We start from the raw sequence: 12,971 nt of genomic DNA on the forward strand, positions 1-12,971 counted from the left end.
AGTCAGTTTCAGAAGCTGTGTCGTTAAGTAAATCGTTGACAATCTCCAGTCACCACAGAAATATCACGAACCATGACCGATGCAACAGCCCGGACCATTCCGACCGTCGCCCAGATGCGGGAGAACTCGCTGAGCGGCGTCGTGCGCCACGAGATCGAAACCCTGATCCTAAGCGGTGAGCTGCCGGCCGGCGGTCGGGTGAACGAGAACGCCATCGCTCTCCGCTTGGGCGTTAGCCGCGGTCCGGTGCGGGAAGCCTGCCGGGGGCTGGTGGAACAGGGGCTGCTCGACCTCATCCCTAATCGCGGCGTCTTCGTGCGGCGTCTCGACCGGCACGACGTCGAGGAGGTCTATGACCTGCGTGCGGGCTTGACCGGCTTGGCTGGGTCTCTGGTGACGGCACGGATCACCAGTGCAGAGATGGATCGGCTGCGCACGCTGGTGGCCGCGATGGATGTGTCGGCGGCGGCCGGGGACTTCCGGAGCTTCTATCCGGTCAATCTCGAATTCCACGACGTCATCCTGCAGCTGACCGGCAACAGCCGGCTGATCAAGAGCTATCGTGCGCTGATCAAGGAGTTTCAGCTGTTCCGCACCCACGGATTGGTACAGCCAAACGCGCTGCGCGAATCCAACGAGGAGCATCATGCGATCCTGGACGCACTCGAGCACCGGGATTCCGTTGCCGCCTACGACACCAGCTACCGCCACGTGCAGCACGGCAAGCAGCGGATGTTCGCGGCGTTCGACAAGCTGACGCAGGCCGGTGCCGCGAGTGCCGATGGAGCGCACAACCGAACCATCGAGTGAGGGCTGCTTGGTATCCGCGCGGCGAAGCGAGTCTTCGCCGGCGCCAAGACCGGGAGAAAACCGGCTTCAACAAGATCGCCACGAGCGATCCAACATACTGGGAGAGAGACATGTTCGTGAGAGCGAGCAAACTTGCCATCATTGCCTCGGCTGTCGCGGGCCTTGCGGTTGCAAGCGCCGCCCACGCCCAGGACATCAAGTATCCCGTCGACACGGTGACTTTGGTCACGCACTCGAGCCCCGGCGGCGGAACCGACGTCTATCTGCGTGAAATGGTCAAGTTCCTTGCGCCGGCGATGGGCGCGGAATTCGCGGTCGAGAACGTCCGCGGCGGCAGCGGCGCCAAGGCGATCGCCAAAGTGGCGAATTCGCCGGCCGACGGCTCGGTGTTCTACGGATCGACGCCGAGCTACATCAACATGTCGCTGCTCAGCAAGCCGGAATTCGGCCATGATTCGGTCGAGCCGGTGGTGAGGGTCTTCCTCGATCCCCAGGTAATCTATGTCCGCAAGGACAGCCCGCTGAAGTCTTTCACTGACATCGTCGCCAGTGCCAAGGCGAACCCGGGCACCCAGAAGTGGGGCACCGGCACGCCGGCCTCGCTGGAGCGGCAGGCGCTGGAAGAGTTCAAGACGAAGGCGGGAGTCGACGTGACGATCGTCACCCATGACGGCGGCGGCGACATGATGATCAACGTGCTGAACGGCAGCCTCGATCTCGGCATCGGCGAGATCCAGGAGTTCCGCGGTCAGCTCGACGCCGGCGAGATCCGCGTCATCGGCGTGTTCACCGATGAGCGCCTGCCCGACTTCCCCGACGCCAAGACGGCCAAGGAGGAAGGCATCGACATGGTGGTGAAGAAGTTCCGCGGCATCGTCGGGCCGAAGGGCCTTCCGCCTGAGGTGATCCAGGCGTGGGAGGCGGGCGTGACCAAGGCGCTGTTGGATCCCGAGTTCCAGAAATGGTACAAGAACGCCAGCCTGATCCCCGCCTTCATGACCCACGAGGAGTTCACGACGTTCATGGCGAGCGTGGTGCGGGAGCAGGAGGCGTTCTTCAAGGAATACAACATCACCTCCGCGGACTAAGACGATGAAGATCCAGGGTGCGTTCCGCAGGGACCTGATCGGAGCCGGCATCTGCCTTGCTCTGGCGGGTGCCTACTGGATCGGAGCGATCCACATCCACAAGAGTTCGCTGATCGGGAAGGGCGTCGGCGCCGACGCCCTCCCGCGCGGCCTGGCGGTCGCGCTGGCGGCGTTGTCGGCGATCCTGATCCTGCAGACTGTGCTCCAGCGCTGGAAGCGACCGCTGCCGGAGGACGCGCCGGCGACGCGGGAGCAGTTGGCGGAAGCAAGGCACAAGCACCTGCGCGCCGCCGGCATGTTCCTGATCGGCCTCGCCTTCCTGCTGGTCGTCGGCTATGTCGGCTATATCCCGGCGGTCTTCGCCATGATCTGCGTCACCGCCGTCTATAGCGGGCGGCCGATGTCATGGCGCATCGCCGGAATCGCCGCGTTGCTGACCGCCGCGCTGTACGTCTTGTTCGACATGGTTCTGAAAATCCCGATGCCGGACGGCATTTGGCCTCAAGTCTGGCGGACGATCGCCGGATGATCGGCTGCGCCGGAGCGGCCGGCCCATCGAATGCGAAGGAGGAGTTCGACGATGAGAATTGCGCATCTCGCCGTCAAGGTCGACGACCTTGAGGCAGCCGGCGAGTTCTACGAAACGGTGTTCGGGTTCCGCGATGTCCGCCAGGGACAGAACCGGGACCACTATTCACGTCACATGACCGACGGACACATCGACATCGCGCTGGTGAAGTACGACGCCGGCGCGAGCAGCAAGGAAGCCCAGGCGCTCGGCAACAAGACCGGCATCCACCATTTCGGATTCGAGGTCGACAGCGTCGAGGAGTTCGCCGCGGAGCTGAAGCGACGCGGCCTCGAGGTCGTCAGCAATCCGGGCGTGATCCCCTTGAAGTTCAAGATGCCGGGCGGCGGCGTCGCGGAAGTCGCGCCGCGCAGGCACTTCAAGATAGACTGACGAACCGGGCCCGGCCGGACAACGGCGCCGGGCCCTTTTCATGTGCGAAGGGCCCGGGACGGCCTGCAAGAGTGCACCGCAAGCGTACTGGACACGGGGACGATGGAAACGCTGCTGATCTCTCTGAACGCTCTGATCTCGCCCGCACTGCTGGCCGCGGCGTTCGGCGGCGTGCTGTGGGGCATCGTCGGCGGCGCGCTGCCCGGCATCTCGCCCTCCATCACCATGGCGCTGCTGCTGCCCTTCACCTACGGCATGGATCCGACCACCGGCGTCGTCCTCCTTGCCGCCACCTATGTCGGCGCCGAGTATGGCGGATCCATCCCGGCCATTCTGATCAACACACCCGGCACGAACGCCGCAGCCGCGACGGTGCTGGACGGCTACGCGATGAACCAGAGAGGGTTGGCGGGCGAGGCGCTCGGCATCTCGCTGGTCTGCGGCGTCATCGGCGGATTGTTCGGCCTGGCGCTGCTGGTCGGCTTGACGCAGCCGCTGGCCAAGCTCGCCCTGCTGTTCACGCCGCCGGCCTACTTCGCGCTCGGCATTCTCGGCATCAGCGTCATCGCCACCTTGAACGAGGGCGCGCTGGTCAAGGCGCTGATGAGCGCCGTCATAGGCCTGATGATCGCGACTGTCGGCAGCGATCCGTTCTCCGGCGTCAACCGCTTCACGTTCGGGCGGCCAGAGCTGCTCGACGGCATCCCGTACATCCTGATCATGATCGGCGTCTACGCCCTGAGCGAACTCTACATCCAGGCCGGCGAACCAGGCTGGGAAAAGCCCAAGAAGTTCGTCACCGTGAAGCTGCCGGGCTGGGTGATGTGGAAGCGGATCTGGCCGGCGACGGCGATCGGCTCGGTCATCGGCGGCTTCGAAGGCATCACGCCGGGCGCGGGCGGAACCGTTGCCTCGTTCATGGCCTACAACGAGACGCGGCGCTGGTCGAAGCATCCGGAGGAGTTCGGCAAGGGTGCGCCGGAGGGCGTAGCCGGTCCCGAGGCCGCGAACAACGTGGTGGCCTGCTCGGCGCTCATCCCGACCTTGAGCTTCGGCATTCCCGGCTCGAACTCGACCGCGATTCTCCTCGGTGGGCTGCTGCTGCACGGCCTGGTGCCAGGTCCGCTGTTGTTCACGCAGCATCCGGAAGTGATCTATGGATTGTTTGGTGGATTGCTCACCGCGAACCTGGCGATGATCCCGCTCGGCATCCTCATCATGACGCCTTGCCTGTGGCTGGTGACACAACCGAAGCCGCTGCTGTCCGCCGGCATCTACGCCCTGATCTTTACCGGCATTTTCTCGATCCACAATGACGCGTTCGACATCGGCTTGGCGCTGGTCGCGGCGATCCTCGGCTATGGGCTCAAATACTTCAAGTTCCCGTTCCTGCCGCTCGTGCTCGGCACGATTCTTGGCTACATGCTGGAATCGAGCTTTCGCCGCGCCTTGCTGATGTCCAACAACGACTACTCGACCTTTGTCACCGATCCGATTGCCGCCGGCATGCTGGGCGTGGCCTGCCTGTTCGTCGCCGGCTCGATCGGCCGCTCGTGGTGGGTCAGCCGCCGCCAGCGTGCGGCGGCGTAGTCCGGCAAGCGCTCTACGTTGTGGTGACCGCCGGCTCTGGCGTTGCCGCAACGGCAGGGCATGGCAGCAGTTCAGTATTGGCAAGGATCAGAACATGACCCAAGGCTCAATTCCCAGCAATGTCACGAAGGCGGCGTGCGCCTTCATCGAGTCCAGCAGCTTCGACCAGCTGCCGGCCGAGGCGGTGCGGATCGCGCGGCGCTGCATTCTCGACGGCCTGGCGCTCTACGTCGCCGGGAGCGACGAGGAATCGGTCAAGGTGCTGGTGAAGGACGCGCGCGAGACCGGCGGCCGGCCGGACGCGCTGCTGCTGGGCGCCGGCGATGTCAAGGTTCCCGCGGGCCTCGCCGCGCGCGTGCTGGGGACGGCCGGCCACGCGCATGATTGGGACGACACGCAGGTGTCGCGCGACCCGGCTCACGTCTACGGTCTGTTGACGCACCCGACGATTCCAGCGCTCAGCGCTTCCCTCGTCATGGCGCAGAGGCTCGGCAACGTCTCCGGTCGCGATCTCGTCAATGCGTTCGTGACCGGCGTGGAGGTCGAATCCAAGATTTCCGAATGGATGCTGCCCGATCACTACAAGCGCGGCCTGCATTCCAGCGGCACCGTCGGCACCTTCGGCGCGGCAGCCGCTGCCGCGAAGATGCTCGGCCTCAGGGACACGAAGCTTGCGTACGCCATCGGTATCGCCGCCAGCATGGCCTCGGGCATCCGCTGCAATTTCGGCACCATGACCAAGCCGCTGCACGTCGGCCGCGCCTCGGAGAACGGCGTGACGGCGGCGCTGCTCGCGTCCCAAGGCTTCACGGCCGATCCGGAATCCCTGGACGGCCGCTGGGGCTTCATGCAAGTGCAGGGCGGCGGCGTCATGGAGGCGAAGCTGGCGGAAGGCTTCGGCAAGACCTGGTCGATGGTCGAGCCCGGCATCAGCATCAAGCCTTACCCGTGCGGCATCGTCACCCACCAGTCGATGGATGCGATGCTGAAGCTGGTGACGGCGAAGAATGTCGATCCCACCAACATCGAGACGATCGATTTCCACGCCGGCTCCAACATCCTGAACCCGATCCGCTATCCGGTGGCGCAGAACCACCTGCAGGCCAAGTTCAGCATGGCGGCTTTGCTCAGCATGATCGCGCTCAAGCGCCGCGCGGGGCGCCAGGAATTCACCGATGCCTTCATCCAGTCGCCCGCTACCCAGGACATGCAGCGGCGCATCAAGACCCACCTCGATCCCGCGATCGAATCCAAGGGCATGGAGATCATCCGCTCGCGCATCGAGATCACGCTCAAGGACGGCAGCAAGCTGGTCGAGTGGGCGAACGAGAATTACCGCGGCGGCCCGGACAATCCGATGTCCGACCAGGAGCTGGAGGCGAAAGTCGCAGCCTGCACGTCTGGCCTTCTCTCGGACCAGCGGCGCGATGAGTTGATCGCGGCAGCGTGGCAGGTGGACGAGCTGCCGGATGCGGCCAAGCTCGCCGAGGTAATCCAGCCATGAGTTCGATGCAAAAGTCGGTCTCCGGTCATCTGGCTGATTGGGTCGCGCGGCTCAGGCCCGAGCATCTCGATGCGGCCGCAGAGCGTGCTGCGATCGATACAGTCATCGACGTTCTGGGCTTGTGCGTCGCGGCAAGGGCCATGGATTACACGCAGGCTACCATGGCGGCGTTCGACGATGCGGGCGACTGCACGGTCATCGCACAGAACCGGCGCCTGTCGCCCTATGCGGCCGCGGCCATCAACGGCACTGCGGCGCATGGCGAGGATTTCGACAACACGTTCGAAGGTTGCCCGGTCCATTCCGGCGCGGTGACCGTGCCGGCGGCGCTCGCCATCGCCGAGCAGCTGAAGGCCAACGGTCCGCGCACGGTATTGGCGATCGCCGCGGGCATCGAGGTGATGTGCCGCTTGGGCCTCGTCGCCGACAAGTCGGTGCACAAGGCCGGCTTCCATCCCACTGCTGTGCTCGGCACGTTCGCCGCGGCGATCTCGGCGGCGATCGTCAAAGGCCTCGGCGCGCCGGCGATCACTGACGGGCTCGGCATCGCTGGCAGCATGGCGTCGGGCATCATCGAATATCTGGCCGACGGCTCCTCGACCAAGCGGCTGCATGCCGGCTGGGCGGCACAATCCGGGTTGCGCGCCGCCGCGATGGGGGCCGCCGGTTTCTCCGGTCCCGGCACGGTGTTCGAGGGCACGCACGGCTTCTTCTCGGCCTTTGCACCGTCGATCAAGCCGGACTTTTCGCTACTGCTGGACGATCTCGGCACCAGGTGGGTTGGCAGCCAACTGGCTTTCAAGCCCTATGCCTGCGGCACGATGGTGCAGCCCTATATCGATTGCGCGCTCGCGCTGCGCAAGCAGGGTGTGAAGGCGGACGAAATCGACCACATCGCCTGCGCGGTGGGCGAGGGGACCGTGCACCGCTTGTGGGAGCCGCTCGGTCTGAAGCAGCAGCCGCCGACCGCCTATGCCGCAAAGTTCAGCACGCCCTATTGCATGGCGGTGGCGTTCATAGAGGGCGACGCGGGCCTCGCGCAATTCACCGAGGACAAGGTCAAGGATCGCGCGGTGCTCGCGCTCGCTGCGCGCATCAGTTACCGCATCGATCCCAAGAACGAGTATCCGAAGAACTATACCGGCTACCTGACTGCGACGCTCAAGAGCGGCAAGGTAATCCAGCTGCATCAACCGCATCTGCGCGGCGGCAGCCGCGATCCGTTGTCGCGCGTCGAGCTCGAGCACAAGTTCCTGCAGAACGCGGAGTTCGGCGGGTGGTCCAAGGACAAGGCGCAGGCGCTGCTGGAATTCGGCGCCACGTTGGCGCGCCAGCCGGACATGTCCGGTCTGGCCAAGACCGGCACCTGAGCATGGAGAGCGGCATGAGGGAGCTGGACGGAAAGGTCGCGCTGGTCACCGGTGGCGCGCAGAATATCGGGCGGGCGATCTGCCTCGATCTTGCGGCCGCGGGGGCGCGCATCCTGGTCAACACGCGGCGCTCGGTCGAGACCGCGCAGCAGACGGTCGACCTGATCAGGAAGGCCGGCGGCACCGCGACGCTGGCGCAGGCCGACATTACCGATCCCGCCGCGGTTGAACGCATGGTGGCTGAGGGAGCAGCCGCCTATGGCGGCATCGACATCCTCGTCAACAACGCCGCGATCCGCAAGGAAGCGCCGCTGACAGAGGTGACGTTCGCGGACTGGACGGAGGTGACGCGCATCATGCTGGACGGCGCCTTTCTGTGCACCAAGGCCTGCGCGCCGCAGATGCGCGGGCGGGGCGGCGGGTCGATCGTCACGATCGGCGGCATGACCGGCCATAGCGGCGCCGAGCAGCGCGTGCATGTGATCACCGCCAAGGCGGGGCTCGCCGGCTTCACCAAGGGCGCCGCGCTCGACCTGGCGGCGTCCAACATCACGGTCAATTGCGTCGTGCCCGGCCTCATCGGCACGCACCGCGGCGCGACCAGCCCGGCCAATCCGCATCACCATGCCAACCGTCCCATGCCGCTGGGCCGCCGTGGTACGCCGGAGGAGGTTGCCGCGCTGGTGCGCTACCTGTGCGGTCCGCACGCCCGCTACATCACCGGGCAGAGCCTCCATGTGAACGGCGGCGCGTTTATGCCCTGAGCGGCGCCGCGCCCAAGTTTGCTATATGGTTTATTGTTGACAATCTGCAGATGACACTTCACGGTCTAGGTAACGGGTCGAAGAATCCGGATTTTCGGGAGGTAGAATGGCTTTCGTTGAGCTGGTCGGCCTGACCAAGCGATACGGCCCGATCGCGGTCGTGAATGCGATCTATCTGGCGATCGAGAAGGGCAAGCTGGTGTGCCTGCTGGGCCCCTCGGGATGCGGCAAGACCACGACCTTGCGCCTGGTCGCGGGCTTCATCACCCCGGACGATGGCGAGATCCAGGTTGGCGGCCGAAGGGTTTCGGCGCCCGGCGCGAGCCTGCCCCCCGAAGCGCGCAACATGTCGATGATCTTCCAGAGCTACGCGCTCTGGCCGCACATGACGGTGTTCGAGAACGTCGCCTACGGGCTGCGCCTGCGCCGCCTTTCGAAGGACGAGATCCGCACGCGCGTCGAAACCATCCTCGCGGCCACCAAGCTGTCCGCGCTGGCGGAACGCTATCCGGGGGAATTGTCGGGCGGGCAGCAGCAGCGCGTCTCCCTGGCGCGCGCATTGGTCGTCAAGCCGGAGACGCTGCTGCTCGACGAGCCTCTTTCCAACCTCGATGCCAACCTGCGCGAGGAGATGCGGTTCGAGATTCGTCGCCTGCACGACGAATACCGCTACACCACGGTCTACGTGACGCACGATCAGGCCGAGGCCATGACCACCGCCGACATGATCGTCGTGATGAACCAGGGCGTAATCGAGCAGGCCGGCTCGCCGGAGGACATCTATCAGCGCCCCCGTTCCGAATTCGTCGCCAAGTTCATCGGCGGCACCAACATCCTGAAGGGCAAGCACACGGGCGACAGCGCAGTGGCCTGCGACGGCGGCCTCGTCCTGCGTTGCGGCAGCGGCGAGTTCCGCAGCGACGCCGCTACCGCCGTCTCGGTCCGGCACCACGACATTCGGCTGCACGAGGCGAAACCGGCCCAGGCGGACACCAACATCGTCGCGGGCACGGTCGTGCGGCAGACCTTTCTCGGCTCGCACCGAGACTATCTTGTGAGCATTCCAGGCGGGGAAATGGTGCGGAGCATCGCACCGGTCAACGTTGCGGTCCCGGCAGGCCAGGAGGTCTGGCTGCACTTCCCGCCGGAATTCTGCCGGGCACTCGCGCACTAGAGGAGGAAAGCATGTGGGCAAAGAGTGTTGCTGTTGCTGCCTTGGCGGGCGCAATGGCGTGGGCGAGCCCCGGTCAGGCCGAGCCGCCGGCGCCTTATGACATCACGCCGGAGCTGATCGATGCCGCCAAGAAGGAAGGCAGCGTCGTGTTCTACACCGCGACCGATGTGACCGTGGCCGAGAAGCTGGCCGCGACCTTTGAGCAGAAATATCCGGGCATCAAGGTGCAGGTCGAACGGGCCGGGTCGGAGCGCGTGTTCCAGCGCATCGGCCAGGAATACTCGACCGGCGTCTACAACGCCGACGTGATCGAGACCTCCGATGCCGTCCACTTCCTGCTGTTCAAGAAAGAAGGCTGGCTGACACCGGCCGTTCCCAAGGTCGTGGCTGAATCCTGGCCTGCGGAAGAGCGGGATCCGGACGGCTTCTTTGCCGCCTATCGCGCGCATCTTTCGGTGATCGCCTATCGCAAGGACCAGGTGAAGCCGGAGGATGCTCCGAAGAGCTTTGCCGACCTGCTGGATCCGAAGTGGAAAGGCAAGCTGGTGAAGGGTCATCCCGGCTATAGCGGCACGATCATGACGGCAACCCATGCCATGAGCAAGGCGCTGGGCTGGGAGTATTTCGAGAAGCTCGGCAAGCAGGACGTGATGCAGGTGCAGTCCTCGACCGAGCCGCCAAAGAAGCTGGCGCAGGGTGAGCGCAGCGTCGAGGTCGACGGCAACGAATACAACTGCTTCCGCCTTCAGGAAGAGGGCATTCCAATCGAGATCGTCTACGCTGCCGAAGGAACCCCGCTGGTCATCGGCAATGCCGCGATCCTCAAGAACCCGCCCCATCCGAACGCGGCCAAGCTGTTCTACGCCTACCTGTTCTCGCTCGAGGCGCAGCAGCTCAACCACGACTTCGGCGGCTTGCGGTCGTTCCATCCGGAGCTGAAAGAGAAGGCGGGCAGGACACCGCTCAAGGACATCAAGCTGATGCTGCCTGACGCCGCCGGCCTCGAGTCCGAGATCGAGACCATCAAATCCAGATACGAAGAATATTTCGGGACCTGAGATCCATCGATGAGCAACGTGGCCAGCATCGCTCAGGCACCCAGGCAAACCCGGCGGTTCGACCTCTCGGGGCCGGTCTTCCTGTCGCTCGGCGTGCTCTTGAGCGTGCTGGTCATCCTTCCGTTGTTCTGGCTGCTGGTCTACAGCTTCACGACGAAGGCTGGCTCCTTCACCCTCGATAACTTCGTGACCCTGGTGACCGACCGTGCGATGCGCCGGTCCTTCGGTCTTGCGATCGGGATGGCGCTGGGCGTCGGAGCGCTGGCCTGCCTGGTGGCGACCCCGATGGCGTGGCTGGTCGCGCGCACCGATTTGCCGCTTCGCCGGTTCGTGCGGGCCCTGGTGACCGCCTCATTCGTGACGCCGCCGTTCCTCGGTGCCATTGCCTGGGAAATCCTGGCCGCGCCCAACAGCGGCATCTTCAATAATCTGTACCGCTGGCTGTTCGGCCTGGATTCGTCGCAATACCTGCTCGACATCTACACGTTCGCGGGGCTGATCTTCGCGATCGCCTGCTACACCTTTCCCTTCGTGTTCACCCTGGTCGCCAATGCGCTTGATCGCGTGCCTTCGGACCTGGAGGACGCGTCGTCGATCCTGGGTGGGAAGTGGCTGACCACCCTCCGCAGAGTCACGTTCCCGCTGGTTCTCCCGGCCATGCTTGCAGGATCGCTGGTGGCGATCCTGCAAGCCCTGACAATGTTCGGCTCGCCGGCCATCCTGGCACTGCCGGCGGGATTCCACGTCGTCACCACCAAGATCTGGAGCCTGTTCCAGTACCCGCCCAAGCTCGAGCTCGCCGCCGCTGCGTCCATCCCGCTGCTGCTCCTCACCATCCTGCTGCTGCGCGGCCAAAAATGGATCCTGGGCCGCAAGGGCTACACGGTGCTGGGCGGCAAGAGCGGGTCTCCCATGATCACCAGGCTGGGGCGCTGGAAATGGCTGGCCGTGTCCTTCGTCTTGAGCATTCTGTGCCTCACCGTGATCTTCCCGTACGCCGCGTTGCTGAAGACGGCCTTGACCCACACGGTGGATGCGCCGCTGTCCTGGGACTCATTCACACTTCGTCACTTCCATTTCGTGTTCTTCGAGTTCTCGGCAACGCGGCTTGCGATGTTCAACACACTCATCCTCGGCTTGCTGACCGCCACCGGCGTCACCGCGATCGCTCTGGTGGTCTCATATCTGGTGACGCGGCGCAGCGTTCTCGGTGCGCCTGCCCTTGGCGTGCTCGCGACCGCGCCAATCGCGATCCCAGGCATCGTCCTCGGCGTCGGCCTGTTCCTGAGCTACGCCAATCCGACCTTCCGGCTCTATGGCACCTTGTGGATCCTGCTGATCGCCTTCCTGACCATCGAGATGCCGGCGGGATATCAGCAGCTCTCGTCCGCGTTCAAGGGCATCCATCCGGAGCTGGAGGAAGCCGGCCGCATCCTCGGCGCCTCGCGGCTCAAGGCGCTGTGGCAGATCACCGCGCCGCTGCTGCGCACCAGCGTGATCGCGACCTGGTGCTTCGTGTTCATCGGCACCATCCGCGAGCTGTCGGCGACCATCCTGCTGACCACCGCCAACACCAAGCTGGTATCGGTCATCATCTACGACTTGAACGAGAGCGGCGACTTGGGTGCGATTTCTGTCCTTGGCATTCTGCTGCTGCTAGTCTCCTTCACGGTCGTGTTCCTCGCCAGCCGTATGCCGATCGGCAGCACGCGCTTCCAGCCGCGGGGATGAAACTCATGCTACGATCAATTAACCATTGGCGGCATGGTCCGGTTGGCGATTTTGCATTTGGCAAAGCTCGGCTATGCTGTCGTCGAATCGGGCGGCCCGATTCACGCCATGTCGGTTGGTCGGGGCGAGGCGAAACCGAGTAGAGGGCAACGGGGCGGCAAGGCCAATGTCCAAGCAGAGCACAATGCCGCCGGAATTCTCGGCGATCGATTTTCTGCGGACACGCTCCCTGGCGAGCGTCGTCCAGGCGGAGATCGAGCGCATGATCGTCAGCGGCAAGCTCGCGCCCAATGCCCGCGTAAATGAGAATGCGCTGGCCCAGGAACTGGGCGTCAGCCGCGGCCCGATCCGCGAGGCCTGCAGCGCGCTTGCCGCGATGGGGCTGATCGAGATCATTCCCAACCGCGGCTTCTTCGTGCGCGCGCTGAGCGACGATGAGGCCCTCGACCTATCGGAAGCGCGCGCCTGCATCTTTGCCTCCATGGCCATGATGCTGGCCACACGGATCACCGACAGCCAGATCGCCATCCTGCGCGAGCTGGTGGATCGCATGGACAAGATCGTGCCGACCGGCGAGGTCAGCATCTATTATCCCGTCAATCTGGAGTTCCACGAGCAGATCGCGCGCATGTGCGGCAACCAGCGCCTGGGCCAGATCTACCTCAGCCTTGCGCGCGAGCTGCATATCCAGCGTTATCGCGCGCTTTCCAGCGGCGACACGCTGCCCATCTCCAACGCGGAGCATCGCGCCATCCTCGATGCGCTGGCCGCGCGCGATCCCAACAAGGCATTCATGGCGGCGCGCTCCCACATCCTCAACGGCATCGTCCGCACCCGAAAGGCGCGCCGCGCGTCGCCGCCGGCGGCCAAGGCGCGCCCCGCGCGCAAGTCGAAGACGCCGGCCTAACAAGACATCCGAAC

At 64.8% G+C, this 12,971-nt stretch carries 12 protein-coding genes; all 12 read left to right on the forward strand.

What is annotated here, in order from left to right:
* The first annotated feature begins 72 nt into the window (after positions 1–72).
* The 12 genes from DTX69_RS22955 (at position 73) to DTX69_RS23010 (ending at position 12,957) form a co-directional block, all read left to right on the forward strand.
* A complete protein-coding gene (locus DTX69_RS22955; protein ID WP_119303917.1) occupies positions 73–810 on the forward strand; it encodes an FCD domain-containing protein in 738 nt (245 codons plus the stop codon).
* A 110-nt stretch (positions 811–920) separates the two neighbouring features.
* On the forward strand, positions 921–1,898 hold the full coding sequence (locus tag DTX69_RS22960; RefSeq protein WP_119303918.1) for a Bug family tripartite tricarboxylate transporter substrate binding protein: 978 nt from the start codon (positions 921–923) through the stop codon (positions 1,896–1,898).
* 4 nt (positions 1,899–1,902) lie between these two features.
* Positions 1,903–2,427, forward strand: a complete 525-nt coding sequence (locus DTX69_RS22965; protein WP_119303919.1) for a tripartite tricarboxylate transporter TctB family protein — start codon at positions 1,903–1,905, stop codon at positions 2,425–2,427.
* Positions 2,428–2,478: 51 nt separating this feature from the next.
* On the forward strand, positions 2,479–2,859 hold the full coding sequence (locus DTX69_RS22970; protein WP_119303920.1) for a VOC family protein: 381 nt from the start codon (positions 2,479–2,481) through the stop codon (positions 2,857–2,859).
* 102 nt (positions 2,860–2,961) lie between these two features.
* Complete coding sequence (locus DTX69_RS22975; protein ID WP_119303921.1) at positions 2,962–4,449, forward strand: tripartite tricarboxylate transporter permease; 1,488 nt, start codon at positions 2,962–2,964, stop codon at positions 4,447–4,449.
* 94 nt (positions 4,450–4,543) lie between these two features.
* The gene (locus DTX69_RS22980) at positions 4,544–5,953 is read left to right on the forward strand and encodes an MmgE/PrpD family protein (RefSeq protein ID WP_119303922.1); all 1,410 of its coding nucleotides are present in this window, start codon (positions 4,544–4,546) and stop codon (positions 5,951–5,953) included.
* On the forward strand, positions 5,950–7,323 hold the full coding sequence (locus DTX69_RS22985; RefSeq protein WP_284736004.1) for an MmgE/PrpD family protein: 1,374 nt from the start codon (positions 5,950–5,952) through the stop codon (positions 7,321–7,323). Before DTX69_RS22980 ends, DTX69_RS22985 begins: the two co-directional genes overlap by 4 nt.
* 14 nt (positions 7,324–7,337) lie before the next feature.
* Positions 7,338–8,087, forward strand: coding sequence for an SDR family NAD(P)-dependent oxidoreductase (locus DTX69_RS22990; RefSeq protein WP_119303959.1), 750 nt, complete (start codon positions 7,338–7,340; stop codon positions 8,085–8,087).
* A gap of 106 nt (positions 8,088–8,193) precedes the next feature.
* Positions 8,194–9,261: an ABC transporter ATP-binding protein gene (locus DTX69_RS22995; RefSeq protein ID WP_119303923.1), complete on the forward strand. Its 1,068-nt coding sequence runs from the start codon at positions 8,194–8,196 to the stop codon at positions 9,259–9,261.
* A gap of 11 nt (positions 9,262–9,272) precedes the next feature.
* Positions 9,273–10,319 (forward strand): extracellular solute-binding protein, encoded by a 1,047-nt coding sequence (locus DTX69_RS23000; protein ID WP_119303924.1) that lies wholly within the window; start codon positions 9,273–9,275, stop codon positions 10,317–10,319.
* Between the two features lie 9 nt (positions 10,320–10,328).
* Complete coding sequence (locus tag DTX69_RS23005; RefSeq protein ID WP_119303925.1) at positions 10,329–12,050, forward strand: ABC transporter permease; 1,722 nt, start codon at positions 10,329–10,331, stop codon at positions 12,048–12,050.
* Positions 12,051–12,216: 166 nt separating this feature from the next.
* Positions 12,217–12,957 carry an FCD domain-containing protein gene (locus DTX69_RS23010; protein WP_162917485.1) on the forward strand — a complete coding sequence of 247 codons (741 nt, stop codon included), beginning with the start codon at positions 12,217–12,219 and terminating at the stop codon, positions 12,955–12,957.
* Positions 12,958–12,971: the final 14 nt, after the last annotated feature.

The organism is Dongia deserti (genome assembly GCF_003574735.1).
Lineage (GTDB): Bacteria > Pseudomonadota > Alphaproteobacteria > Dongiales > Dongiaceae > Dongia_A > Dongia_A deserti.